This window comes from Synergistaceae bacterium (assembly GCA_017450125.1).
GTDB lineage: Bacteria > Synergistota > Synergistia > Synergistales > Aminobacteriaceae > JAFUXM01.
This window is the reverse complement of the sequence record JAFSWZ010000016.1, coordinates 22,099-46,688: the sequence shown is the minus strand read 5'-3', so window position 1 is coordinate 46,688 and position 24,590 is coordinate 22,099. Positions and strand designations below refer to the sequence as shown.

Sequence of the window (24,590 nt, the reverse complement as noted above, 5' to 3'; positions counted from 1 at the left end):
TTGCTACAAGGAATACAACGAATACTAATAACGCTGCCATTGGTTACTTCGCCCCCTCTGCTGACTTTGCTGCTTCAAGTTCGGCCTGAGCGTCTAACTGCGTCTGCTCAAGAGTGGTAAGCTCCTTCTCGTTGAACTTCGCAAGGTGGATGAAGAACATCTGCACAGCCCTCAACGTTGCGAGCGCGAACCCGAACAGTGCGCAGGCATACAGCCACCACATCGGCCAGTTCATTGCGGGGGAAGTCTCAGCCTTTGCGCCCTCGAGCATCTCTCCGGCGGACCACTTGAGGCACTCGATGGAGTGGTACGCGAGAAGACCCATGCACACCGCGACGATTACATCAACGCAGAGGTTGATGGTCTTGCGGAGCTTCTGGGGGAAGAGGTCAAGGACTACGCTTACCCTGAGCATGTTAGCCTTCCTGATTGTGTAGGGAAGGGAGATGAACACGCTGCCGATCCACATGAAGCGCGAAAACTCTTCAGCCCAAGTGAGCGACTGGATGAAGGGGATTTTGCGCACTACGACCTGAAGCATCATGACACATGCAATCAGAATCAGAAATATGACCATGATAACTTCTTCGAAATGGTCATCAAGCCACTTAAACATTAATTCTATTCCTCCTGACTGAATGATTAGGAGACAGGAACATTAATCCCTTGTTCCTATCCCCTTATTCCTATACTTATTCTGCCTGAGACGCAATCAAGTCCTTAGACCTGCCCGCCCTCAGAACATAGCTGTCGAGGCCATGACCGACAATCTCGCCGATTTTTCTCGAGAGTGCCATAACCTTAAGCACGTCGACTCCCGTCTCAATGCCCATCTCGTCCATCATGTTGATTACATCTTCAGACGAGATGTTTCCGGCCGCACCGGGAACGAACGGACAGCCGCCCAGTCCTCCGAACGACGAGTCGAACTGCGTCATTCCGGCCTGCATTGCCGCAACGATGTTGGCGATTGCCGCGCCTCTGGTGTTGTGGAAGTGAAGCCACCACGTAGCCTGCGGGTATTTCTCGCGAACGTGCTTGCAGAGCTCGTAGACCTGATTCGGGACTGCCTGCCCTGATGCGTCGGAGAGGGAAATCTCATTAATCCCGACTTTGAGATACGCCTCAATTATTGCGTCGACATCCTCAACTGGCGTTCTGCCTTCCCACGGGGACGCAAAAGGCATCGATATTGAGCCGGAAATCTCTATGCTGTGCTCCTGTGCCATCTTCACGCAGTCCGCGAAACCTGCAACGCTCTCTTCAGGAGTGCGGTTAAGGTTCTTGAGGTTGTGCATTCTGCTGGCCGAAACGTTCAGCTTGACCTTCTTGCACCCGCAGTCGATTGCGCGCTGTACTCCGCGAGTGTTGGGGATGAGTGCGCGGAGCTGGACATCTGCCGGGACTTCGCCGATGCGCTTGAAGACTTCGTCAGTGTCTGCCATCTGCGGAACTCTCACGGGGTGCATGAACGAGCCGACCTCGATGACCTTGTACCCTGCATCGATGAAGCCGCGCAGAATCTCTACCTTCTGGTCAGTGTTGGGATAAACCTTCTCGTTCTGAACGCCGTCCCTGAGGCCGACCTCACAGATTGATACTTTGCTGGGCAGGTTCATGGCTAGTAGATGCTGTTCTCCGCAAAGTACTTCTTCGCGACTTCAAGGCAGCGTGCCGCGTGTCCTGCAACTCCGCGCGCCTGAATCTCCTTGAGGTTCGGGAGCTCGATTGACAGCGGGATGTTGGGCATTGCCCTGACCATGTCAGCGATTCTCACGTCGCCTTCGCCGGGATAGTACCTTGCCTCGCGGGCTGTGTAGAGCATAAGGTCATCCCTGATGTTCTCGAGGACGGTGTCCTTGCACTCTGCGTTCTCAGGAGCAGGTCCGTCGCAGAGGTGGATGAACCTGAAGTACTTGCGCGGAGTTCTGGCGAGCTCTGAGCCGGTTACGCCTGCGCGTCCTGCATGAAGCGTGTCGACCATCACGAACACGTTGTCGCGTCCGATGTCATCAACGAGGGTAATATCTTCCTGAAGGTTTCTGACTCCCGCCCAAGGAAGGAACTCGATGTTGAACATCAGCCCGTACTTCTTGGCCATGTCTGCGACTTTCCCTGCGGTGTCGGTGTACCACGCGCGGTCTCTAGTCCAGACGCTCCCGAGAACGTCAGTTGCTCCGAGCTTCGCGGCTGTCTCGAACGCGGGCTCGTACTCTGCGATGTCGAGGTCCTTGCGGATACGTGCAAGCTCGATGTCCATCAGCGGCATGTCGTACTCCTTCAGTGCTGCCTGAATGTCGGCGAAGAGCTTGGGGTCTTTCTGCGGAAGGAACTCAGGCTCGCCGGGAAGGTGCATCGGGATTGTGCGGAGGCTGACATAATCATAGCCTGCTTCCTTCGCGATCTTAATCTGATCCATCGGGTTGGTGCCCGGGATCGTGAGGTACGCTAACGAAAATTTACGCGACATAACGTTATCTCCTTTCTGCTACTTGCCCGCAAGAATGTCCATCAGTGTCTGGCGCATTACATCCAGCGGAACAGCCTTGCCGCCCGTCCAGAGCTGAATCTGGCGCAGTCCCTGATACAGCGACATTCCGAGCCCGTTGATGACCATTGCGCAGCCGACCTCGCGTGCTTCCTTGAGAAATCTGGTCTCGGCAGGGTTGTACGTTGCGTCAAAGCAGACGTGCGACGGTCTGAGGAACTTCTTGTCGACGCAGGTATATTCCTCTTTGCCGCGCATTCCCAGACCCGAAAGGTTCAGGACAACGTCTGTCTCCTCGAGTGCCTTCGCGATTCCTGCTTCGTCAGCTGCCCTGATGGGGAAGCAAACGCCGGGATAGAACTTGTTGATTTCCGCCGCGAGTGTCTCGCACTGCTCCGAACGCGAGGAGATGTAGATCTTCTTTGCGCCTTCCTCTGCAAGCTCAAGGCATACGCTCCTGCCCGTACCGCCTGCTCCGAACGAGAACATTACGTGATCCTTGATGGGTGCGTTGTGCTCCTTGAGGTCGCGAAGTGCGCCGTAGCCGTCAGTGTTGTAGCCGACGAGTCTGCCGCTCTCGGTCTTCACGACTGTGTTGGAGCTGCCGATCTTCTTGCACAGAGGATCAAGGTCATCGAGGTACTGCATGACGTTCACCTTGTTGGGCTTCGTTACTGCACAGCCCAAGAATGTCGGCATGTAGCGGATGCCGTCGATGATTTCCTTCAGGTGGGTGCTGTCTGCCTCGCAGTAACAGTACACCATGTTGAAACCTGCCGCCTGATAAGCCGAGTTCTGCATACGTGCCGCGAAGGACTGGCTCAGGGGTGTGCCGATGAGTGCGATAAGTCTGCTGTTGATGTCAATCTGCATACCATTAACGCTCCTGACTTATAGAATTTTGTGTTGAGAAATTGGGATTGCTAATGAACTTAATTTTATTCACGCGAAATTCATATTGCAAACATAATTTTACTGGTATTCCGAAATTGCAGTTGAGAGTGAGGCACAGCACGTGAAGAAACCTGTATAATACCCCGCAGGATTCACTCCCGAAGAAAGGTTGATGTGTGTGAAGATAAATAAGCACTTCCTGATGTACACTCTGATGACTATCCCGTTTCTGCCGATCGGCGGATTTCTTGAAGCAATGCACATCAAGGGGCTCGTCTCTCTCATGAAATTTTTTGCGGCTGTCTTCATTCTCTACCAGTACCTGTTCTCACACAAGCACAAGTTCAACATGCTCGACACAGTATTCTTCGCGTATGAAGCATTCCTGATGCTCAATACTTTCATGCACGGCATCTCCCTGTTCGAGACCCTGAAAAGCGGCTACATCTTCTCGAACATGATCATCTTCATGCTGTACGAGATAGGCTTTGACAACTCTAAACAGTTCATACGGTCGCAGTTTACCGTCTTCCTGCTGATTATCTTGATGAATCTGGCGACAGAGCTCGCTTTTCCCGGAGGCCTGTACGCATCATCATCCCCAAAGGTCTGGCTGTTAGGCTACTACAATACTCACTCTACCCTGTACGTCATGGCTATACTTATGGCTTGCCTGTACGCAGAAATGTACAGAAAACAGGCGGGGGCTGTCCTGACGATAGCCGCGATTTACGCTGCCGCACTGCTGGTGAAGTCCGGCGGAACTCTGGCGTTCTTGTCCGTAACTGCCGTCCTGCTGGTATTTTACAGGCGCACCAGACTCGCCGTTAATTATTACATGTGGTGGATTGTCCTGATAGTCTTCTTCATGGGAATTATCGTGCTCCACTCATCAGAAATAGGCCGGCGTGTATATGCTGTGTCCGAGTACGCTTTCAGCAAGGGAGGTTCTCTCTTGGGCAGAATGCAGGCTTGGGTGTATTCGTTTGCGGCATTCCTGCGGAATCCAGTGTTCGGCTACGGCTTCGTCCACACAGAGCAATACGGATGGGCTATGCACGCACATAATCTTGTGCTGGAAATCCTGCATCAGGGCGGACTCGTGCAGTTAATGCTCTTCGCGCTGATGATATTTACAGCAGGACACAGGCTGAGAAGGATCAAGAATGTCAGGCTCTACTGCGCAATCTCAACAGCTTTTGCCGGGTGGATCATTATCTCGCTTGTCGAACCGTTCATGACACCGTTCTTGATGGCATTGTTCGTGGTTGCCTTCAGAGCCGGAGCAATCGAGAAAGTTATGCAGAACAACACGCAGTAAAACAGAAGCTAAGGCAGAACCTCAACTGTTGCCTTCACTGTCTGGGTCTGCCTTCCGCCTCCGTAAAACACTCCCTGATTTATCGCGCAGTCCTGCGCATCACGCCCCGCAGAAATCTTTATGTACGTGTCATCGCACTCGCGGTTGTGCGTCGGGTCAAGAGGCCTCCAGACTCCAGAGTCGCAGACCTCAATCCACGCGTGAGTCGCCCCTTCACCGGGAATCATTCCTGCGACGTAGCGGCACGGTATGCGTTCGAGCCTGCACAGCGCAAGAAGTATCTGCGCGTAGTCTTGGCACACACCCCGCCTCAGCGTGAAGGCCTCCTCCGCGCTCGTGAGTATTCCCGTTACTCCCTGAACATACGAGAACTCTTCGTAAAGCTCATTCATCATGTACACTGCGCGTTCATAACCCGTCATCCAGCCCATTGGGTCAAGGCTTCGGTGAAATTCCCTGACGGCCTCACCGGCTCGCGTTAAAGCAGTCTCGTACTTGAAGATTCCTGTTCTGCTGGGGACTGCAGGAACTTGGCCGCGCGCATCGACTTCCGCAGTTCCTTCAACGTCAACCGAGAATCTGTCGTGCTGCTGCCTTGCCGTCCCGAAGATGCACATGTTCCCGAACGAGTCCCGCTCCTCCGTGCTGAAGTGCGCGGGGTAAATCTCTATGCGTTCATAGGAAATTTTCTGCCTCTCGTCGCTCGACGGAAAACACCTCAGCTTGAAGTGGTGCTCGTTCACTGGTAGTTCAAAGTTCAGCTCCATGTGATAGCTGAATCGTAGTCTGCGCATTATCCCTAGACGGTTATTAATGCTTCAACCTCTCTGACTATTCCCGCGCGGTCAATCTCCTCACACTCTGCCAGAGCATTAAGACGCGCAAGCCCCTCCGTGCTGTAGTTCAGCCCTGCCTTCGCGATTCTGTATGACAGCCTCCGCACTTCACGGCGTATGTCTTCCTTATCGGCGTTCATCCGCGCGTAGAGGTCAACGCGTTCTATCCTCTTGCCGAGCTTGATGATGCCGCGTACCTTCTCGTCCTCTATCCTGTCGTCCGCCATCCCCCAGAATGCCGCAATGTTGTCTATGACCTTCTGCAGGGACAGAAGCGGAGCATGAGACCTCTCGGCGTTCTTCAGCTCGTACACCGCCATCTGAATGTAGCTGAATGTTCCCGTGCCTATCTCGTCCCGCAGAACTATTGCGTTGTCGTACGTGCGCATGAGGCTGAAGGCTATTGCGTCTGGGTTATCGCTGTCGAAGCAGAAACGCCTAGCAAAATCTCCTGCTGACGGGCTGCCGGTCATTGCGTCAAATTTCCCCATGAAGTCCAGCAGTCCCGTGTAGACCCTCTCGCTGTAGCGGCCGAGCCAGAATAACCGTGAGCTGTTCTCGCGTGATAATACTGACATGATTCACTCCTCCATAACCCAAGTATCTTTGAAGCCCCCGCCCTGCGACGAGTTCACGACGAACGAATCAGGGTTGCGCGAGAACCTCGTGAGGCCGCTCTTCCACACAACAGGTTCATCACTCATCAGCACGAACGCACGGAAATCCGCCTTTCTCGGGACTCGTTTGCCGTCCTCATAAATGTCTATGTCCCTGAAGTCTATCACTTCCTGCGCGATAAACCTTCTCGGTTCTGCTTTGAGGAGCTCGATGAACTCTGCCTTCTTCTCTGCGCTCAGGCTGTCCCCGAAAATTATTCCGTAGCCTCCTGCTTCTGCAACGTCCTTAATCACGAGGCTGTCGAAGCGTTCAAGGATGTAGCTCATGTCCCGCTCGTAGATAGGCAGGTAAGTCGGTGCGTTGTGGAGTATTGCTTCTTCGCCGAGATAGTAGCGTATCATCGCAGGCACGAAGTAATATATTCCCTTGTCGTCGGCCGCTCCGTTTCCGGGTGCGTTGAGGAGGGCGACACGTCCCTTCTTGTAGATGTCGAAGATGTGAGGAATGCCTATCAACGACTCCCTGTTGAAGTTCACTGGGTCAAGGTACTCGTCGGAGATTCGGCGGTAGACTGCTCCGACCTGCTCCTTCCTGCCCGTGCAGTCGATGAAGTACAGGTGCTCGTCCTCGACGGTGAGATCCTCGCACGTAACCAGCCGTGCCCCTGTGAGCTCGGCAAAGTATGAGTGCTCGAAGTAAGCGGAGTTGAAGCGTCCGGGCGTGAGAATCACTGAGAGGCCGCTGGTGTTCACGTAGTCCATTGTACGGCGCAGAAGCTGTGCGTAGTTCCTGTTGTCCTCTATGCGGTTCTCGGCGAAGACTGACGGCAGAGACCTGCGGCATAATTCACGTGCAACCATCGGGTAAGATGCTCCCGACGGAATCCGCAGGTTGTCCTCAAGGATGAACCACTCGCCGTTCTGTGCCTGCACGAGGTCGATGCCGGAGATGTGCGCGTAAATATCCTTCGGAGGAGTTACGCCGTCGCACTGCGCGAGCCACCCGCTCCCTGAATACACGAAGTCTTCAGGTATTACGCCGTCAGAAATTATCTTTTTGTCCGAATATATGTCCCTGATAAACGCATTCAGTGCCGCAACTCTTTGCTTAAGTCCGCGTTCAAGGTACTCAAATTCTGTGTGCTCTATTATTCTGGGGATGATGTCGAAGGGGAATAACTGTTCATTGAACACGCCGTTCTTGTAAATCCCGAACTTAACGCCGTAGCGCGCAAGAAGTTCGTTGACGCTTCCGGAATATGCATACAATTCCTCTGGTATTGCCATAGCCAAAACTCCCTTGTAACGTTTGAGGACAAAATATTAGCTTTTTCGGCGGCTCAATGTCAAAAGGGTATAACGGTCAGATAAAGCACATAAATGACCGTTATATCACTTGTTAGCAAAATTACATCATAATTTTCACGGCGCACCAGACCAGCGCGAGCCCCATCGCTACGACAGAATCACAGACAGCATTTCACTCAACCTTAAGCGGCTCGGACATCCCGACAATTCCGCTCGTTATGGTTTTGCCTGATGGCCTGTAGCCCTCGTCGTTGATGAGTTCGACGGCAGGAGTGTATTCTCCCGGTTTGCTGTAGAAGTACGCGGGTGCTTTGTCCGAGTCCCTTCCCGAGTAAACGAACCTCCACACGTCAATGTCCTCGCTGATAACGATTGCCGGGCCGTCCTTGCCTTCGGGGTAGAGTACCGCTCTGTTCGGTGCGTAACCGTCAGCCCGCACGTAGAACCTGTAACCCGTAATGTTCCCCAGCTCGCAGGGCAGCGCGTAGAACTCCCTCACAGTGAGTTTGTCCGGCTCGTCAGGGAAGGCTGTACCGAAGGTGTTGATTGTGCTTGGACGCGCGATGTCCTCGCGGTAACCTTCATCACCTGAAATCAGAGATGCTATCGTCGTGCTGAAGTCCCGTCCGTTCGCGTGAATGAATTTTCCCTCGCCGAGATACATTCCGACGTGCCCGCTCCAGTGTATGAGGTCTCCGGGCTTAACGCTTGCGAGCGTCTCGAGGGTGTGGGTGTCGTCCGACGTGCCGGGTACGTGCTTCAACGCTATGGGGAAGCCGGTTTTTGGACGGGAGTTGCGGAAAATCTCGAGGCCGTTCAAGATGTAAGCCATGTGCGTCATACCCGAACAGTCTACGCCTTCGGGTGTCTGTCCTCCCCAGCGGTAACTTGTCCCGAGATACAGCATCGCGTCATTCACGAGCTGCCTGCGGGTCTGCTCCTCGCCGTCAGTGTTCCACACTCTTACTTCACGCACAAGCGGCCTCCGTATCCAGCCTCTGACTCCTCCGAAGAGTATTGCTTCTGCGTAACGTTCATCGTCGGAGTTCACCTGCCCTATCCCCAGCAATGCACCGCGCGGCAACGTGATTAGGGGCGGGAATGATGACGTTCTCGGTTCTGCCTGAACATCCGCGAACGGAGCTATAACCGTGTGAGTGATTGAGGCTCTCCACTCTTCGGCTTTCTCCCTGCTGATTAGGCGAACGTTCTCGTAAGCGACGGGGTCAACACCGTACGGCATCTGCAGAAGCACGATGTCTCCTGAGGGAACGGCGTTCATGGTCATGCCGTAGAGCACCTCGTCATCAAGCGTTTTGTTTCCGGCCAGCAGGGGAGCTGACGGCACGGTTACGACGGCCATAAACTCCTCAGCAAAAGCACATCCGCACGCGCAGAGCATCAACATCAACAGAACAGTAATCTTCCTCATGATTCCTCCTGAAAGTGTGTAGGATTGAGTAACTATAGCACAGAAAAATTGCATATTGATTTAGTGGGCAATTCATGGCATAATTCAGCGCGTTGAAATTCTGCATACGAGGTGAGACAGCATGTACCGTTACGTTACTCTTCATGAGGTATTATGCTGTTGTCCCCGTTTCGCGTTCTAGCTTTTCCGCGTCAATAACAATTCCACGTTAATTTTTTGTTCACACACACACAAAGGAGAGAATCTATCATCATGTCGAGAATTTATACTTCCATCGACCAGCTTATCGGCCGTACACCTCTGCTTGAACTTTCGCACCTCGAGAAACGCTTTGAGCTCAAGGCTAAAATCTTGGCCAAGCTCGAATACTTCAACCCTGCCGGAAGCGTCAAGGACAGAATCGCCAAAGCAATGATTGACGACGCAGAAGCGGCAGGCCGCCTGAAGCCCGGCAGCGTAATCATCGAACCGACGAGCGGCAACACGGGAATAGGTCTGTGCTCGGTAGCTGCGGCACGGGGTTACAGGGTGATAATCGTGATGCCCGAGACAATGTCGGTCGAGCGCAGGAAGCTCATGAAGGCATACGGTGCTGAACTTGTGCTCACGGAAGGCAGCAAGGGAATGAGCGGGGCAATCGCTAAGGCCTCCGAGCTCGCGGACAGCACGCCCAACAGCTTCATAGCGGGGCAGTTCGTGAACCCGTCGAACCCGAAGATTCACCGTGAGACCACAGGGCCGGAAATCTGGCACGACACTGACGGGCACGTAGATATTTTCGTCGCAGGAGTCGGAACCGGCGGGACGCTCACGGGAACGGGCGAGTACCTGAAAGACCGCAAGCCCAGCATCAAGGTTGTTGCGGTTGAACCTGCGGGGTCTCCTGTTCTGTCGTCGGGGAGGTCAGGAAGCCACAAGATTCAGGGCATCGGCGCGGGGTTTGTGCCTGACGTTCTGAACACGAAGATTTACGACGAGATTATCACTGTCGCTGACGACGACGCAATCAGCACGGGAAAACTTCTCGGAACAGCAGAAGGCTTCCTCGCGGGAATATCGTCCGGCGCGGCTGTGTGGGCTTCCGTTGAGCTGGCGAAGAGGCCGGAGAACGAGGGGAAGAACATTGTAGCGATTCTTCCTGACACTGGCGAACGTTACCTGTCTACCGCACTGTTTGCCGAGTGATGAGCACAGAGAGCGTTGCATCAGAACTTGAGGCTCTCAGTGCGCAGGACACAGTCAGCTATAACGGACTGCGAGAATCTGTAGAGGAAGCGTTCAGGGATATTCAGGCGGCGATGTTCCCGAAGCACGTCAACCCGAACGGCTGGACGATAGCGGAGAGCCTCGAACTTGCCGCCGGAAAACTGACGGGGGCAATCGCTAGAGTCCTTCACGGCGAGGGCAATGCTGAGGAGTTCACGGCAAAGCTGATTAACAGGCTGCCGGAGATCCGGCGGGTGCTGTGGACGGATATTGTTGCGGCGTATCAGGGAGACCCTGCGGCCAAGACACCCGACGAGATAATCTTAGCGTATCCGGCTTTCACGGCGATAAGTGCCTACCGTGTCGCGCATGAGCTCTACGCAATGAACGTGCCTCTTGTCCCGCGAATAATCACGGAGTACGCGCACCGTCTGACTGGGATTGACATTCATCCGGGCGCGAAGATTGGGGAGTACTTCTTCATAGATCACGGCACAGGAGTCGTAATCGGTGAGACCTCGACAATCGGGCACAGGGTGAAGATTTACCAGAATGTTACGATAGGTGCGAAGAGCTTTGACGTTTCGCCGGACGGTTCGCTGGTGAAGGGCATAAAGCGTCATCCCGACATCGGGAACAACGTAGTGATTTACGCTGGAGCTACGATTCTGGGAGGACAGACGTATATCGGCGATAACTGCGTGATCGGCGGGAACGTGTGGCTGACGCACTCGGTGAAGGCCGGATGTGTTGTGGTCAACGAGAGATAGAGATTTGCGTGTCCCTTCTGCAGGATTTCTGCGGGAGGGATTTTGTGTGGTGCTATAATGTCGCAGAATACATAGAAAGGAGCTTCACAACTCGTAGCACTTCTTCTTGAATGCCTTGAAGCAATCTAATCACAGACATACCCCGTCCAATATGAAGGAATAAAGATTTCGCGCGACACAGCTGACTCCGAGTGGTGCTGGATAATGGATGATGACACAATACCTTTTCCCGATGCCCTCGAAAACCTGCTGAATGCCGCAGAACTTCTTGACGGCAAAGCAAGCTACCTCAAAAGCATGGTCTACGATGTCGACGGTGAGCTGGCTGGAGATGTTACACCTGACCTCAGGGCTGGAAGCAATACTTACCATGACTGGCACGAGAGACTCACGGACGGCCTGCTTAAGACCAGAGAGACAACGTTTGTTTCTCTTCTCGTGAACAGCAAGACTGTCGAGAAGTGCGGCCTGCCCTGCAAGTACTATTTCATCTGGAGCGATGACCATGAATACGGCCTGCGCTTGACGGAATATTACGGCCCGGGATATTTCTGCGGACACAGCAAAGTTTACCACAAGAGACCGGGCATAAAGACACTGTCTGTTCTCGATGAACCCAATACACCGCGCCTCAGGAATTATTACTACATGTACCGTAACGACATGACCAACGACATCATATACTACGGCAAGAAGAGAGCCCTAAAGCAGATGCTCCGAAGCATGATTACGGCTCTAAAAGCTCTCGTTCACCCGCAGGGCTTCAAACGCTTCCGCATTGTACTTGCAGGAACTGTGAGCGGTCTCTGGTTCTGGCGGAAAGTCCGCAGGTTCATCAAGTCGCAGGTGAAGGCGTAAAATAACCCCCTCGTTCGTGAGGGGGATTGATTATTCTTACCGTCTGAGCACCTTAGAGAGAAACTCTATTGTTCTCGGCTGTTTGGGGCGGTCAAAGACCTCTGCAGGTGTGCCTTCCTCGCTGATTATTCCCTTGTCGATGAATAACACCCTGTCCGCAATCTCGTGCGCAAATCCCATCTCGTGCGTAACGAGGTACATCGTCATTCCGTCGTCCGCAAGCTCCTTCATGACATCCAGAACTTCGCCTATCATTTCCGGGTCTAACGCGCTCGTAGGTTCGTCGAACAGCAGCATATCGGGGCTCATTGCCATTGCACGCGCAATAGCTACCCTCTGCTTCTGTCCGCCCGATAACCTGTCCGGCCACTCCTCTATCTTGTCCGCAAGCCCGACGCGCGCAAGAAGCTCCTTTGCCCTCGCGTCAGCCTCTTCCTGAGTCATCAGCTTGAGGTCAACCGGCGCAAGTGTCAGGTTCTGCCTCACAGTCAGGTGCGGGAACAGGTAGAAGTGCTGGAAGACCATCCCCATATGTCTGCGCACAACGTTGATGTTGCACTTCGGCGACGTAATCTCTTCGCCCTTGAAGGTTATCGTTCCGGCGGTAGGCTCCTCCATTCTGTTCAGGCAGCGCAGGAACGTGCTCTTTCCCGAACCCGAAGGCCCGATAACCGCGATCTTCTCGCCTTTGCGGATTCCTGTGCTTATGCCGTTGAGGACGTTGAGCTCACGGCCGTCCTGAAGGGTGAACGTCTTGTGCAGGTCTTTCACTTCAAGAATCACATCATTCATCGCCGTTACCTCCTGCCCCTGCTGAGCCATTCCTCGAGCTTCCTCACAAGGTGCGACAGGAACAGCACGATAACCAGATAGATTATCGCGACCATCACGAGAGGCTGTGAGTGTTCGAGCGTCAGTGCCTGGATGTTCTGCCCTGCACGTGTGAGGTCATCGATGCCGATATAGCCCGCTATCGATGTCTCCTTCAAGAGTGCTATGAACTCGTTGAACAGCATCGGTACTACGTTGCGGAGTGCCTGAGGCAAGATAACGTGCCTCATCGATGAGCCGTAAGTCAGTCCGAGAGAACGCGCCGCCTCCATCTGTCCCGGATCAATCGACTCGATGCCGCCTCTGAAGATTTCTGCGACATACGCGCCGCTGTTCAGGCCGAACGCCAGAATCGCAATATACTGCGTGTTGAGGTCCCGTGCGCTCGCAAAAATCGTGAAGTTCCAGATTAAGAGCTGAACCATCGCAGGAGTCCCGCGCAGAACAGTGATATACGTCTCCGCAAACTTGTTCAGCACGGGAATGTGAACGCCGCCCTTGTACGCAACACGTATCACGCTCAGTATTAACCCCACGATAACGCCGATTACTGTTGCTCCGCTGGTCATGAAGATTGTCGACTTGAGGCCGTCAACAAGCATCATGTAGCGGTCGTCCTTGATGAAGTTCTGGTAGAAGCGTCTGTTGAAGTCCTGCCATGCCGCCGCCGTGAAGAACCCCGATGCATAGAGCAGGTACAGCAGATACACTCCGACTATTCCGAGCAGAATATCTCCCCTGCCCGCACCTTTGCGGCTACTTCTCATAATCGTCTGCCCGTACTACAGCAACCTGCTTTGCTCCGACTACGTAGTTGTCCGAGAAGTCCATGTTCTCCTTGCGCTCGTCTGTTACGGTGATTCCTGCGCAGATCATGTCGACTTTGCCGGTTGATACTGCCGTCGGAAGTGCGTCAAAGTTCATGTTCAGGATGACGAGTTCCTTGCCGAGCTTCTTTGCGATTGCCGCGCACATCTCTACGTCGATGCCGATGTAGCCGCTTCCGACCCTCAGCTCGTAGGGCGCAAACCCAGCCTCTGTTCCAACGTAGAACTTTCCGCCCTCTGCTCCCTTGTTGAAGTCTATATCCTCAGGCTTCACCGCTGAATAGTCGCCGTCAATGTACTTCGCGAAAATCGCTGCAAGCGTACCGTCTGCCTTCATCTCCGCAAGAATCTTGTTGACCTGCTCTACAAGTTCGGTGTTGCCCTTCTTAAAGCCGATTGCGTAATTCTCTTCGCTCAGTGCCTCGTCCATAATCACGAGTCCTTCTACCTCGTTCACGAACCTCTTGGCCGGCATCTCGTCCATCACGACAGCCCTTACTTTGCCCTGACGCAGTGAAGCTATAGCGTCTACGTACTTCTCAAACGTCGTGAGTAGTTCGCCCTTCTTGTCGCCTAACAGGTCTTCGGCCAAGAACTGACCGACTGTCCCGCGCTGAGCCGCAAGACGCTCGGTCTTGAGCTGAGATACTTCCTTGAGCTTCGCTTCATCAGCAGAGCACACGCCCGCGAAAAGTGCGAGCACCATCAAACATGTAAAAACTTTCTTCATAGTAACAATGCCTCCTTTGGGATTGTTGGGTAATTATAGCTTAATCACAGATTCATTACGCGGCTAGCAACCGCAAAATACAGCGTCAGGCTTCCGGCATCAACAATTGTCGTAACAATCGGCGAGGCCATAAGTGCAGGGTCAAACCCCAGCGATTTCGCCAGCAACGGCAGCATTCCCCCGACTGTCTGCGCGAAAATTACCGTACCGAACAGGCTTATTCCCACGATTATAGAGAGCAGAAGGTCTCCGCTCATTGCGTACTTGTAGGCGAAATTCACGATTGCCAGCCCTCCTCCGACCATGAGGCTGACCCGCAATTCTTTCAGGAGCACGGTCAGAGCGTCCCTCAGCTTCAGTTCGCCGACAGCAATACCGCGAATAACGAGCGTAGAGGACTGCGAGCCCGCGTTTCCGCCCGTGTCCATGAGCATGGGTATCGAGGCAATCAGTGCCGGGAACGCCGCGAACACAGCCTGATAGTGCGTGAGTATCGCCCCCGAGAACGTCGCGGAAATCATCAGCACCATCAGCCAGATTACGCGCTTCTTGGCCAGCTCTCCGACGCTCATGTCGAGATACGGTTCATCCATCGGGAGCATTGCCGCCATCTTGTGGAAGTCCTCCGTACTCTCCTCCTCGAGAACCTCCATTGCGTCGTCAACCGTAACGATTCCTACGAGGTGATTCTGTGAGTCCACGACGGGAATTGCCATGAAGTCGTACTTCTGGAAGAGCTCAGTAACTTTCTCGCGGTCATCGTTCGTGTTCACGCTGATAATGTTCGTGTCGGTCATTATGTCGCTGATTTTGTCCTCGTACTTCGAGAGAAGCATAGTCCTGACAGTAATAACCCCGATAAGTATTCCCTTCGGGTCAGTAACGTAGCAGGTGTAGAGTGTCTCCTTGTCCATGCCGACCTCGCGGATGTGCCTGAAGGATTCCTCGACGTTCATATCAGGACGAAGGGAGATGTACTCCGTCGTCATTATGCTTCCTGCGCTGTCCTCCTGATACTGAAGGAGCTGGTTGATGCCCTTGCGGGTCTCGGGGCTCGCGCTCTCGAGAATGCGTTTGACGACATCAGCGGGTAGTTCTTCGACGAGGTCTGCGGCATCATCGAGGAACAGTTCATCAACGATGCGGCCAAGTTCGGGGGCTGTGAGCTGTGAGACTAGGGCTTCCTTTGTGTCGGGCGAAAGGTACGCGAAAACTTCTGCGGCCATGTCCTTGCGCAGGGCACGGAAGAGAATTACCCGTCCTTCAGGCTCAAGTTCTTCGACGGCATCAGCAATGTCGGCTTCGTTCATGTCTTCGGTGATGGTGCGCAGTTCCTTGACGTTCTTGGCTTCTACGAGGGATTGTATACGTTCGAGCATGGTGTGAGTACCTCCCTTAATCGGGCATCTTTATGGTGATTCCGCTCTGACGCAGAATTATGAAGCCTTCGCCGGAAGTGAATATCTTTTTGCCGCCCTCAGTCCTGCTCTCGCCGCTAATCTCCGAGTTCGCGATGTCCTCGACAGTGTTAATCTTCGCGACAAAGTAACCCTTCTTGCTGTTGAAGCTCTTGTTGCCCGCCCGGCCGTCAGCCTCAACCCTCCATGTGCTTCCGTCCTCAGACGGCACAACCACCTGAAGCCCCGCAGGCAGAGACTTCACGCTGAAGTACACCTCGTTGTTGTCCGTAAGGTCTGAGGCAACCTCAATCACCGTAACCTTGTTGCTCTTCCTGTTGTGAAGGATTGTCAGGCGCAGGCTCTGAATGTCGGTCTCCTCGTCCTCGAGAAGTTCCCAGCCGATAACCTGGCTCGTCGCGTTCTTGTTGAACGGGCGGATGTTCTCGGCCTGAATGTCCGAACTCTCACCCAGCAGATCCAGAATCTCCTCCTCCTCGCTAGCGAGTGCCTCAAGCCTCGTCTCGTGCCCGGCATAAGACTCATCGCCCGCAGGAGGCATCATGTCTCTCGACCTCTCCAGCGCGTCTATCCTCTCTTCGAGCTCTTCTACCTGCGCACGAAGCCTCTCTATCTCCGCCTCGTAGGACTCGTACTCCCTGTCGTACTGCGCATCTTCCTCCTGCTGAAACTTCTCCCGGTTGAGCTCAATCTCCGCCGTCTGCTTCCTTATCTCCGAAAGCCTCAGCATACGTTCTCCGAGCGCGTCATCATACGCAGAGGCCGCGAAGGAACATCCTGCCGTCATCATGACAGCGCACAGGCACAGAATCATTCTGCTGCAACGCATACATAAATCATCTCCCTTGAAGTTTTCGCAATTATAACACGCTATAATATCAGCACTCACAGACCCCAAACGAAGGAGAGATTTGCGCGCATTGATTAAGGGACTGAGGGATTATCAGGCGAAAGCTATACGTGATGTGTTCGGTTGGCTGAGGGAGAATCAGGGCAACCCCTGCATAGTCGCTCCGACGGGTTCAGGGAAGGCGTGGATATGTGCCGGGCTCTGCGAGGAGTTTCTTCGGCGCAAACCTGACGGCAGGATACTCGTGCTGTCTCACGTCAAAGAACTTCTAGTGCAGGACGCGGAGAAAATTCTTCAGGTCTGGCCAAGTGCACCGGTAGGACTGTACAGCGCAGGGCTGGGCAGCAAGGACATCAACGCAATCACAGTCGCCGGGATACAGTCAATCTGGAAGAAGGGCGGGGAGCTCGGGCGTGTTGACCTCGTCATCGTCGATGAAGCTCACCTCATCTCCAACACAGATTCAGGGATGTACAGGACGCTTCTTGCTGCTCTTGAGGAAGCCAGCCCGTCAATGCGGGTCATCGGCCTCACCGCAACTCCTTACCGTCTCGGGCAAGGGTTATTGACGGAAGGGGACGAGGCGATCTTCACGGCACTTCTCGAGGCGGCGACGATAGACGAACTCATCAAGCGCAAGTTCCTCGCAAAGCTGATCTCAACCTTCACAGACATGCGGCTTGACGTTGAGGGAGTGCGCAAGGTTCAGGGCGACTACGAGAAGCAGGAGCTCGAAGCGCGCGTCAACAGCACAGACAACAACGCACGCATAGTCGAGGAGACCATCAGGCGCGCAGGAGACCGCAAGGCGTGGCTTGTGTTCTGCGTGAGCGTCTCCCATGCTGAGGCGATGTGCGAAGAGTTCGCCTCTCACGGCATCAGCGCGGCGGTAATCACCGGCAAGACATCGAGTGCCGAACGTGAGCGCATCTTCAGCGAGTTCAAGGCTGGGAAGATTCGCGCACTGACCAACGTCGGAGTAGCAACAACGGGCTTCGACTACCCGGACATTGACGTGATAGTGATGGCGCGTCCCACGTTGTCGCCGGGACTGTACATGCAGATGAGCGGGCGGGGAATGCGCATCAAGAGCGCGGGACACCATCAGGACTGCCTCGTGCTGGACTTTGCGGGCAACATCGAGAGGCACGGCGCAATCACGAAGATTATCCCTCCGAGACGGACAATAAGCCGCAAGAAGTCTTCACGTCAGGAGCTCGGCGAGATGTTCAAGGAGTGTCCGCAGTGCCATAAAGTCATAATGAGGCGGGCGAGAATCTGTGCGCATTGCGGGCATATGTTCACGGATTTGTCGGAGCTCAACACAACTCAGGACATCATGGGGAGAAGCGAGCACACAGAAGAAGCCGAATCAGAAGGCCTCACGCGAATGAAGGTCGCCAAATGGTTCTGGAAGGTTATTTACTCGAAGAAGGAAGGAATCCCGATGCTACGTGCGGACTTCTACAGTGAAGACCTTATGCAGGGCCCGAAGCAGCTGTTCCTGAAGCTCCTTCACCCCGAACCCGACAGCACCAAAGCCTACAGAAACCTAAAGAGCTTACTTCAAGGGGTAATGATTCCGCCGCACTCGGAGATACGCGGAGCACGGGAACTTTACCGGCTCGCGGAGACCATCAACGAGAACTTCAAGCCTCCGCTGTGGATAGACTACAAGGTGTCGGGAAAATTCACGTTCATCAGCAATTGGGGATGGAGTGAGTGAGCGCGTAGAGGAAGTATGTTGCGGCGAGGAGGTCTGCACTGCCGCTGGGGCTGATGTTGCGGGAGATGTATTCTGCGTCGAGCCGAAGCAAGTCCTCGAGGCTTGGCCTGCCGTCGATGAGGCGTTGTGCGGTGCTCATGACCTCGCGGGATGTGCTGATGTCGTGGCGTGCGATAATGTTAGTGTCTTGGTTCACCGCCATAATGTGCAGGAGCGTGAAAGCCAGTGCGTCATTCATCGTGAGCCCGTCAGCAAGATACTTCGTTAATGCGGGAAGCCCCGCGTCCCTCACGCACGGGTAGCCAGCCTCTGCTTCTCCGCGAATGCCCGTTATTCCGTGCTCGATGTACACGCGCTCGCCCTTCGTGGGGTTGCGTTTATCCTCCACACCAGCAAAGTCCCTCCCGCACAGCCCCGCGCACACCTCACCCGCAAGCCTCATGACTTCTTCCGCCGTAACTTCACCGGCACAGTACCCCGCACATGCACTCAGGACTCCCAGCGAGAAGATTTCTCCCTTGTGGGTGTTGATGCCGCCTGTTGCAGTGAACATGTCGCGTTCTGCCTCGATGCCTATCCTCCGAAGCTCGAGGAATAGTTCAGCCGGAGAAATTCCCTCGCGGCTTGCGTTTTGTCCTGCTTCCGCGAAAACGTCAAACCATCCGCGAAGTCCTGCCGCACTCTTAAGGAACGTGAAGAAGCCCATATCGCTATGGGCTCCTGAGTTGTTCCTGTCGACGAGGCCGGGTTTTGGGGTTACTGACACTTCAACGAGCATTGCTTCAAGTGCCAGACGGCCGATGTCCTTACTCGTCATCATCGTCCTCGTACTCTTCTTCATCTGTCTCGCCGTACTCCCTGCCCCTGATTCTCGCCCAAAACAGACGCACGCGCCAGACAAGTTTATACGCCGCAGGTATCGAGATCATTGCGAGCATTCCTCCCGCAATAAGCCCCCCTATCGCGACGACGGCAATCGGCCTCTTCATCTCGCTTCCTCTTCCTGTCGACAGAAGCGGCATCAGCGACACAACCGACGTAACCACTGCCATTAACAGCGACTTGAAGCGCACATGACACGCTTCCTCGACTGCCTCATACGGATGAGTTCCCTTAAGGCGCAGAACTTCCGCGTAATCGACGACAACTATTGCGTTGTTCACGACCATTCCGACAAGCATAATCATTCCGATTAGCGCGAAGATAGAGATGTTGACCTCAGAGATAAGCATTGCCGGAACGACACCTATTGCCGCCATCGGGACAGTCGCCAAGATTACGACGGAATATATCCAGCTCTCGAGGATTGCCGCAACAACAAGATACGTTACTACGATCGCGATAACCAGAGTACGTATGAGCTCTATGAAGTTCTCCGCCATGTCCTCCTGTTCACCGCCGAAGTTTATGCTTACTCCTTCGGGAAGCGTCAGGCCGTCCACGACCTCGCGCATACGTGCATTGCCCTCACCCGAAGTGATGTAGCGCACCCTGCCGGTAACTACCACTGCTCTTTCACGTTCAACCCTCTGAATCTCCGTAGGGCCGTCGCTCCATGAAATGTCTGCCATCTCTTCTAGCGGAACGAGTCCGTAGCCCGTCATTATCGGCAGCTCGCGGGCGTTGAAGATGTCGCTGGCTTTGTCGCGAGCAATCCGTGCCTTGATGTCGTACTCGTAGCCTCCCTGACGGAATTTCCCTGCGTCTCGTCCGATGAGGTAGCCCCTAACGATTCCGGCCAAGTCCGAGATGTTCAGCCCCAAAGGTGCGAGCCTCCAGCGTATCGGCTTGACCTGAAGCTCCGGCTTGCCCATCTCCATCCCTATCGTAAGGTCTCTAACTCCGGGAACGCTCCTGCCCCGCGCCACTATCTCTTCTGCGATGCTGTAGAGCTGGTTCAAGTCCTGTCCCTTAATCTGAATCTCTATAGGGTTGCCGAAACCTGAACGCGTCGCCGCTATCGAGATCTGCACTCCGGGAAGCCCCGAAAGGTACGGCCTTATCTTGTCAGCCAGAACCTGCGTTGATGGTCTGCCGGGATCGTCGTTCATGTAGAGGGCTATCTGTGCTTCGCTGATTGAGTTCGAACGCATCGAGCTGGCTACGGTTGAGACTACGTTCTTGATGTACTTGCGCTCAGGAAGTGAGTTGATGTAATCCTCAACGTGATAAATCAGGTCGGCTGTCCTGTGTATCGATGAATTGTTGTCGAGGGTCATGGTGATTCTCACAGTCCCGTCATCCATCGACGGCGTGAACTCCGTACCGATGAACCCGCCCAGCTTCAGAGAACCGTACGTAGCAAGTATCGTGAACAGCACGGTGAGCAGAGGGAATCTCATCGCAACATGCAGGATGATGAAGAACAAATCCCTGAAGCCGTCAAATATCCAGTTCCACCAGCCAGTAAGAATCTTGCCGATTAACGGAAGCTCTCCTGTGTCGCCTTTCTGCTTCCTCATCCGTGCGGCAAGGCATGGAGTTACCGCCATTGTTACCCACAGCGAAAATGCAGTAGCGTAAACAATCGTAACCGCGTAAGGCTTCAGGAACTGTCCCGCAATCGTGCTCATCAGTGCGACGGGCATAAACACCCCGAGATTCGTGAAGACTCCGGCCAAGACAGACATTGAGATTTCGACTGTGCCTTCTTCGGCTGCCTCGAAGGGTTCATAGCCCATATCGCGGAAACGGTAAATGTTCTGGATGATTAGTATCGCGTTCATGACGAGCGTACCCATCGACAGTGCGAGGCCGAGCGTGCTCATTAGGTTAAGTGTGTAGCCGTGCATCTGAAGAGGGACGAACGTAGCCGCAAACGCAACGGGCATTGAGAACGCGACAATGAACGTAGCTCCGAACCTGCCGAGAAATAGATAAATCACCAACGCGGTGAGCGCGATACCGATTGCTGTATCACGTATGATGTTCTTGACCGCCGACTCTACGAAGCCCGTATCATCGTAAGTATATTCGTACGTGAAGTCGGGAAAATCCCTCATTGTGCGTTCCATTAGACGCTTAATCTGCCGTCCTGCTTCGACAACGTCAGCATTCGAACGCGGGCTGATTCTGAGCTGAACGACAGGATGACCGTCCGCACGTGCCATACTGCGCTGGTCTTCCTCTCCGTCGACAACTTCGCCGAGCATCGAGAGCCTCACAGGCTGGCCGTTGGGTGTCGGAATAAGGATGTCCTCGAGCTGTTCTACCTCGTTGAACTCTCCCATCAACCTTAACGACACTTCGTCCTGCCTCTGCGTAATGTACCCGCTGGGCGTGGTCTGGTTGTTCGCGGCCACAACATTGCACACCTGCATGTAGCTTATACCGTAATCGCTCAGTGCCGCAGGGTCAAGATTGACGTGTATTTCTCTGTCCCGTCCTCCCGTAACGTCAACGCGTCCGACTCCCTCAACTCTCGCAACAACAGGCTGTATTCTGTCCTCAATCATCTTCTTGGCCGTCTTCTCCGGCATGTCCGACGTGAATGACACAATCAGGAAGGGCTGTGCGCTGATGTCGAACTTGCTGGAGACCGGCTCGTCCGCATCATCGGGAAGGTCAGGGACTTTCGCTTTAACCTTGTTGTTCACGTCGACGAGGGCAAGGTCGGGGTTAGTTCCTGCCTCCATTTCGACAGCAACCATCGAGATGCCCTCGATTGAGTAGGTGGTTATGGATTTGAGGTTCTCAAGGTCGGCTAATGCATCCTCGAGAGGTTTGCTGATTAACTGCTCGATTTCGTTCGGGCCAGCTCCCTGATAGACCGTGCGGACAAGGACAAACGGAAGCTCAACGTCAGGGTAGAGCGTAACACCGAGCGTGAAATAGCTTGAGATTCCGAGCAGTATCCAGATAACGACGGAACAGCCTGTGAAAACGGGGTGATAAATGCAGAATCTGATGAAGCCTCGCATAAATTACCCCTCGTTAGAATTATTGCTGTCAGCAACAGAGGAATTAACCGTGATTTCTGCGCCGTCGTAAAGCACTCTGTTTCCGCTGGTGATGAGCTGGTCGCCGGGCTTAAGGCCGGACGTAACTATTACCCTGCCTTCACGTCCCTCACCTGTCGTTATTGCCGTGAGCTTGGCTTTATTGCCGTCCGCAAGGTAGACTGACTGCGTGTTTCCGCGATAAATCACGACGCTCGACGGAATCACCACGACGTTATACTGACTGCTGACCTTGAAGCGTCCCTCTACGTACGTTCCCGGCAGAATCCCCGAGTTCTCGGGCAGTCCGACGACGACGGGATAGAGGCCGGAGCCGCTCTGTGCTTCGGGGCTGATGCGCTTGACGAAGCCTTGATGAGTTTGCCCGTCGACACGGATTTCTACGTCTGTGCCATGACTTATCTTGAGGATGTCTTTCTTGGAGACCATGAGCTCGGCTTCCATCTCTTTCGGGTCAACGATAGAGAGGAGTACTTTGCCGGACTCGGCTATTTCTCCGGGTTCGACGTTGCGCGCTGACACTATGCCGGTGATGCTGGCCTTGAGGCTCGTGCGCTGTAGTGATGACTGTGTTGATCTCAAAGCTGCTTCCGCTGTCTTTAGGCGCGAATAAGCTGAGTCCACTTCGCTCTTGGAGATGCCGCCCTTAGCATTGAGCTGTTTAAGCCTGTTGTAGTTGAGGACTGCTTCATCATAGGCTGTCTTCCCCGACTGAACCTGCGCACCTCTTGCGGCAACCTGCAGTGTGATTAACGTCTGTCCGGCCTTAACGGGACTTCCTACGTCGACGTTCACGCTCCTGACGATCTCGCGTTCGTAGGTGGTGATGTTCTGTGTGTGCGCGCTCTTGGCCTGACCGTAATAGCTCCGCCACACTTCCCAGTTGGCTGTGGTTACTCTCTGCGTCTCGACGGGGTATACTGTTACTGTCTCTGTCTCCAGAGAACGAAGATTAGCCGCCGCTTGGGCGAGTTTTGCGCGTACCTGAGTGCTGACCATGAAGCCTACAGCTACAAGCAGCAAGATCCACAGTAATATACGAATGCGGGTAAAGAACTTCAGCATTAATCTGACCGCCTCCAAATAGTAATGTTATAGATTATGTGTGAAATTTTTGCGATTATAACATAGCGGTATATATCACGATGATATGAAGAACTTGTGAAGTATTAACGGATTATATCTCCTCTGCAGGTTACTACATGATAGCCTATGCTCTCCATCCTTCTGCTCAGGCAGTCTCTGCACTGCGCGGACTCTTCTCCCGTGCAAATCTTGTTGTCGTAGAGCTCGTACTTCTTCCGCACACTCACGGGAGACAGATTCGGCATCACGACATTAGCCCCCGCCATAATTCCCTTCTCACGGCCGAGAGGGTCAATCGTTCCCAGCGCAGTCGTCGCAGGAAGGAGAACGGGCGGGTGAATCAGACGTATCACCGAGAGCAGAAAGCACGTGAGCTCAAGAGTACCTGCTGGCTCGTTCTTGAACGGCGTATCCTTGTGCGGAATGAACGGCCCGATACCGCACATCTCCGGCTTGAACTCCTCGATGAACTTCAAGTCCCGCGCAAGAGTCGCCGCAATCTGGTACGGACTTCCTACCATGAACCCGCACCCCACAGCGTAACCCAGCTCCCGGAGTTCGCGGAGACAGTTCATGCGGTGTTCCCACGACATGCCGGACGGGTGAAGGCGCGCGTAGTGCTCCGGGTCAGCGGTCTCGTGGCGCAGAAGGTATCTGTCAGCCCCGCACCCGCGAAGGTACGCGTAGCTTTCCCGTGAACGTTCGCCCATTGATAGGGTGATTGCGCAGTCGGGATGCCGCGCCTTAATCTCCCTCACGATTCCGCCTAGCACCTCATCAGTGAAGTACGAGTCCTCTCCGCCCTGAAGCACGAACGTCATGAACCCCAGCCTGTACCCTTCATCACTGCACGAGATTATCTCCTCAGGCGTGAGGCGGTAACGTTCAGCGTTAGGGTTGCTCCGTCGTATTCCGCAGTAAAGACAGTCATTGCGGCAGATGTTGGAGATTTCGATTAAGCCCCTCACGTAAACATCATTGCCGTAGATTCTCTGACGTGCTTCAACCGCAAGAGAACGCAGAAGCCTCGCGTCCGAGTCGTCCCGGCCGGTGATAAGTTCCTCGTACTCGTAGAGGCTCAGCGAGTGAGTCTCTGCGAGCTTGCGGATTAGTTCTGCGTTCACTTCGAGAAGGCGGCCTTAACGCTCACGCCCTCAAGGTTGCCGATTCTCCCTGACAACGCGGAGATTACGTCCTGCGGGGCATCAATGGCTATGCTTATCAGGTTTATGTGCTTCGGCTTGTAGGGAAGCCCCATCCTCCCTATTATGTAGTCCCTGTACTCGTGAAGTATTCCGTTGAGCTCCTCGATTGACGACGTGTCCTCAACAATGATGCTCATGACTGCTACGCGCGTTTCCATTAACAGATTGCCTCCTTGAACTTATGGGATGCCGTAATTATATCAATTCGTAGTAGAATATCAGTTACCC

23 protein-coding genes are annotated in these 24,590 nt (G+C 54.0%); 5 read left to right on the top strand and 18 right to left on the bottom strand.

Features of this window, described 5'->3' with window-relative positions; all coding sequences use genetic code 11:
- Positions 1–43: 43 nt before the first annotated feature.
- The 4 genes from IJT02_03455 to IJT02_03440 all read right to left on the bottom strand — a co-directional run bounded on the left by IJT02_03455 (position 44) and on the right by IJT02_03440 (position 3,361).
- Complete coding sequence (locus IJT02_03455; GenBank protein ID MBQ7543980.1) at positions 44–616, bottom strand: TRAP transporter small permease; 573 nt, start codon at positions 614–616, stop codon at positions 44–46.
- Positions 617–692: 76 nt separating this feature from the next.
- Positions 693–1,619 carry a hydroxymethylglutaryl-CoA lyase gene (locus IJT02_03450; protein MBQ7543979.1) on the bottom strand — a complete coding sequence of 309 codons (927 nt, stop codon included), beginning with the start codon at positions 1,617–1,619 and terminating at the stop codon, positions 693–695.
- A gap of 2 nt (positions 1,620–1,621) precedes the next feature.
- Complete coding sequence (locus IJT02_03445) at positions 1,622–2,470, bottom strand: sugar phosphate isomerase/epimerase (GenBank protein ID MBQ7543978.1); 849 nt, start codon at positions 2,468–2,470, stop codon at positions 1,622–1,624.
- 18 nt (positions 2,471–2,488) lie between these two features.
- A complete protein-coding gene (locus tag IJT02_03440; protein ID MBQ7543977.1) occupies positions 2,489–3,361 on the bottom strand; it encodes a shikimate dehydrogenase in 873 nt (290 codons plus the stop codon).
- Positions 3,362–3,560: 199 nt separating this feature from the next.
- On the opposite strand from IJT02_03440, the gene IJT02_03435 reads away from it, so the two are divergent.
- Entirely contained in the window at positions 3,561–4,703 is a 1,143-nt protein-coding gene (locus IJT02_03435) for an O-antigen ligase family protein (GenBank protein MBQ7543976.1), read from the top strand.
- Between the two features lie 8 nt (positions 4,704–4,711).
- On the opposite strand, the gene IJT02_03430 is transcribed toward IJT02_03435, so the two are convergent.
- The 4 genes from IJT02_03430 to IJT02_03415 form a co-directional block, all read right to left on the bottom strand.
- Positions 4,712–5,497 (bottom strand): transglutaminase family protein, encoded by a 786-nt coding sequence (locus tag IJT02_03430; GenBank protein ID MBQ7543975.1) that lies wholly within the window; start codon positions 5,495–5,497, stop codon positions 4,712–4,714.
- A gap of 5 nt (positions 5,498–5,502) precedes the next feature.
- A complete protein-coding gene (locus tag IJT02_03425; protein MBQ7543974.1) occupies positions 5,503–6,117 on the bottom strand; it encodes an alpha-E domain-containing protein in 615 nt (204 codons plus the stop codon).
- A 3-nt stretch (positions 6,118–6,120) separates the two neighbouring features.
- Entirely contained in the window at positions 6,121–7,443 is a 1,323-nt protein-coding gene (locus IJT02_03420) for a circularly permuted type 2 ATP-grasp protein (protein MBQ7543973.1), read from the bottom strand.
- A 193-nt stretch (positions 7,444–7,636) separates the two neighbouring features.
- A complete protein-coding gene (locus IJT02_03415) occupies positions 7,637–8,896 on the bottom strand; it encodes a C40 family peptidase (GenBank protein ID MBQ7543972.1) in 1,260 nt (419 codons plus the stop codon).
- 252 nt (positions 8,897–9,148) lie between these two features.
- Here IJT02_03415 and cysK point away from each other — a divergent pair, with 252 nt between their 5' ends.
- The 3 genes from cysK to IJT02_03400 all read left to right on the top strand — a co-directional run bounded on the left by cysK (position 9,149) and on the right by IJT02_03400 (position 11,730).
- Positions 9,149–10,081 carry a cysteine synthase A gene (cysK, locus tag IJT02_03410; protein ID MBQ7543971.1) on the top strand — a complete coding sequence of 311 codons (933 nt, stop codon included), beginning with the start codon at positions 9,149–9,151 and terminating at the stop codon, positions 10,079–10,081.
- Positions 10,081–10,872 carry a hypothetical protein gene (locus IJT02_03405; protein MBQ7543970.1) on the top strand — a complete coding sequence of 264 codons (792 nt, stop codon included), beginning with the start codon at positions 10,081–10,083 and terminating at the stop codon, positions 10,870–10,872. The genes cysK and IJT02_03405 overlap by 1 nt, the downstream gene beginning before the upstream one ends.
- 204 nt (positions 10,873–11,076) lie before the next feature.
- Entirely contained in the window at positions 11,077–11,730 is a 654-nt protein-coding gene (locus IJT02_03400) for a hypothetical protein (GenBank protein ID MBQ7543969.1), read from the top strand.
- Positions 11,731–11,766: 36 nt separating this feature from the next.
- On the opposite strand, the gene IJT02_03395 is transcribed toward IJT02_03400, so the two are convergent.
- From IJT02_03395 to IJT02_03375, 5 genes are read right to left on the bottom strand one after another with little or no spacing between them, the layout of a single operon-like run.
- Positions 11,767–12,522 (bottom strand): amino acid ABC transporter ATP-binding protein, encoded by a 756-nt coding sequence (locus IJT02_03395; GenBank protein ID MBQ7543968.1) that lies wholly within the window; start codon positions 12,520–12,522, stop codon positions 11,767–11,769.
- A 5-nt stretch (positions 12,523–12,527) separates the two neighbouring features.
- On the bottom strand, positions 12,528–13,328 hold the full coding sequence (locus IJT02_03390) for an amino acid ABC transporter permease (protein MBQ7543967.1): 801 nt from the start codon (positions 13,326–13,328) through the stop codon (positions 12,528–12,530).
- Positions 13,318–14,118 (bottom strand): transporter substrate-binding domain-containing protein, encoded by an 801-nt coding sequence (locus tag IJT02_03385; protein MBQ7543966.1) that lies wholly within the window; start codon positions 14,116–14,118, stop codon positions 13,318–13,320. The genes IJT02_03390 and IJT02_03385 overlap by 11 nt, the downstream gene beginning before the upstream one ends.
- A gap of 44 nt (positions 14,119–14,162) precedes the next feature.
- A complete protein-coding gene (gene mgtE, locus IJT02_03380; GenBank protein ID MBQ7543965.1) occupies positions 14,163–15,497 on the bottom strand; it encodes a magnesium transporter in 1,335 nt (444 codons plus the stop codon).
- Positions 15,498–15,513: 16 nt separating this feature from the next.
- The gene (locus tag IJT02_03375; protein MBQ7543964.1) at positions 15,514–16,365 is read right to left on the bottom strand and encodes a hypothetical protein; all 852 of its coding nucleotides are present in this window, start codon (positions 16,363–16,365) and stop codon (positions 15,514–15,516) included.
- Between the two features lie 91 nt (positions 16,366–16,456).
- Between IJT02_03375 and IJT02_03370 the strand changes: the two genes are divergently transcribed.
- On the top strand, positions 16,457–18,112 hold the full coding sequence (locus IJT02_03370; GenBank protein MBQ7543963.1) for a DEAD/DEAH box helicase family protein: 1,656 nt from the start codon (positions 16,457–16,459) through the stop codon (positions 18,110–18,112).
- Here IJT02_03370 and citG read toward each other — a convergent pair.
- The 5 genes from citG to IJT02_03345 form a co-directional block, all read right to left on the bottom strand.
- Positions 18,087–18,953, bottom strand: coding sequence for a triphosphoribosyl-dephospho-CoA synthase CitG (citG, locus tag IJT02_03365; protein MBQ7543962.1), 867 nt, complete (start codon positions 18,951–18,953; stop codon positions 18,087–18,089). The two genes, IJT02_03370 and citG, sit on opposite strands and share 26 nt — an antisense overlap.
- Positions 18,919–22,032, bottom strand: coding sequence for an efflux RND transporter permease subunit (locus tag IJT02_03360; protein ID MBQ7543961.1), 3,114 nt, complete (start codon positions 22,030–22,032; stop codon positions 18,919–18,921). Before IJT02_03360 ends, citG begins: the two co-directional genes overlap by 35 nt.
- Before the next feature lie 3 nt (positions 22,033–22,035).
- Positions 22,036–23,136, bottom strand: coding sequence for an efflux RND transporter periplasmic adaptor subunit (locus IJT02_03355; protein MBQ7543960.1), 1,101 nt, complete (start codon positions 23,134–23,136; stop codon positions 22,036–22,038).
- Between the two features lie 104 nt (positions 23,137–23,240).
- Positions 23,241–24,281 (bottom strand): [FeFe] hydrogenase H-cluster radical SAM maturase HydE, encoded by a 1,041-nt coding sequence (gene hydE, locus IJT02_03350; protein ID MBQ7543959.1) that lies wholly within the window; start codon positions 24,279–24,281, stop codon positions 23,241–23,243.
- Complete coding sequence (locus tag IJT02_03345; protein ID MBQ7543958.1) at positions 24,278–24,520, bottom strand: iron-only hydrogenase system regulator; 243 nt, start codon at positions 24,518–24,520, stop codon at positions 24,278–24,280. The genes hydE and IJT02_03345 overlap by 4 nt, the downstream gene beginning before the upstream one ends.
- Positions 24,521–24,590 lie beyond the last annotated feature (70 nt).

What these genes read in the sequence shown, in the direction of transcription:
- IJT02_03455 (MBQ7543980.1), bottom strand. Translation starts at nt 616, where the DNA reads ATGTTTAAGTGGCTTGATGACCATTTCGAAGAAGTTATCATGGTCATA.
- IJT02_03450 (MBQ7543979.1), bottom strand. Translation starts at nt 1,619, where the DNA reads ATGAACCTGCCCAGCAAAGTATCAATCTGTGAGGTCGGCCTCAGGGAC.
- IJT02_03445 (MBQ7543978.1), bottom strand. Translation starts at nt 2,470, where the DNA reads ATGTCGCGTAAATTTTCGTTAGCGTACCTCACGATCCCGGGCACCAAC.
- IJT02_03440 (MBQ7543977.1), bottom strand. Translation starts at nt 3,361, where the DNA reads ATGCAGATTGACATCAACAGCAGACTTATCGCACTCATCGGCACACCC.
- IJT02_03430 (MBQ7543975.1), bottom strand. Translation starts at nt 5,497, where the DNA reads ATGCGCAGACTACGATTCAGCTATCACATGGAGCTGAACTTTGAACTA.
- IJT02_03425 (MBQ7543974.1), bottom strand. Translation starts at nt 6,117, where the DNA reads ATGTCAGTATTATCACGCGAGAACAGCTCACGGTTATTCTGGCTCGGC.
- IJT02_03420 (MBQ7543973.1), bottom strand. Translation starts at nt 7,443, where the DNA reads ATGGCAATACCAGAGGAATTGTATGCATATTCCGGAAGCGTCAACGAA.
- IJT02_03415 (MBQ7543972.1), bottom strand. Translation starts at nt 8,896, where the DNA reads ATGAGGAAGATTACTGTTCTGTTGATGTTGATGCTCTGCGCGTGCGGA.
- cysK (MBQ7543971.1), top strand. Translation starts at nt 9,149, where the DNA reads ATGTCGAGAATTTATACTTCCATCGACCAGCTTATCGGCCGTACACCT.
- IJT02_03405 (MBQ7543970.1), top strand. Translation starts at nt 10,081, where the DNA reads ATGAGCACAGAGAGCGTTGCATCAGAACTTGAGGCTCTCAGTGCGCAG.
- IJT02_03400 (MBQ7543969.1), top strand. Translation starts at nt 11,077, where the DNA reads ATGGATGATGACACAATACCTTTTCCCGATGCCCTCGAAAACCTGCTG.
- IJT02_03395 (MBQ7543968.1), bottom strand. Translation starts at nt 12,522, where the DNA reads ATGAATGATGTGATTCTTGAAGTGAAAGACCTGCACAAGACGTTCACC.
- IJT02_03390 (MBQ7543967.1), bottom strand. Translation starts at nt 13,328, where the DNA reads ATGAGAAGTAGCCGCAAAGGTGCGGGCAGGGGAGATATTCTGCTCGGA.
- IJT02_03385 (MBQ7543966.1), bottom strand. Translation starts at nt 14,118, where the DNA reads ATGAAGAAAGTTTTTACATGTTTGATGGTGCTCGCACTTTTCGCGGGC.
- mgtE (MBQ7543965.1), bottom strand. Translation starts at nt 15,497, where the DNA reads ATGCTCGAACGTATACAATCCCTCGTAGAAGCCAAGAACGTCAAGGAA.
- IJT02_03375 (MBQ7543964.1), bottom strand. Translation starts at nt 16,365, where the DNA reads ATGCGTTGCAGCAGAATGATTCTGTGCCTGTGCGCTGTCATGATGACG.
- citG (MBQ7543962.1), bottom strand. Translation starts at nt 18,953, where the DNA reads ATGAAGAAGAGTACGAGGACGATGATGACGAGTAAGGACATCGGCCGT.
- IJT02_03360 (MBQ7543961.1), bottom strand. Translation starts at nt 22,032, where the DNA reads ATGCGAGGCTTCATCAGATTCTGCATTTATCACCCCGTTTTCACAGGC.
- IJT02_03355 (MBQ7543960.1), bottom strand. Translation starts at nt 23,136, where the DNA reads ATGCTGAAGTTCTTTACCCGCATTCGTATATTACTGTGGATCTTGCTG.
- IJT02_03345 (MBQ7543958.1), bottom strand. Translation starts at nt 24,520, where the DNA reads ATGGAAACGCGCGTAGCAGTCATGAGCATCATTGTTGAGGACACGTCG.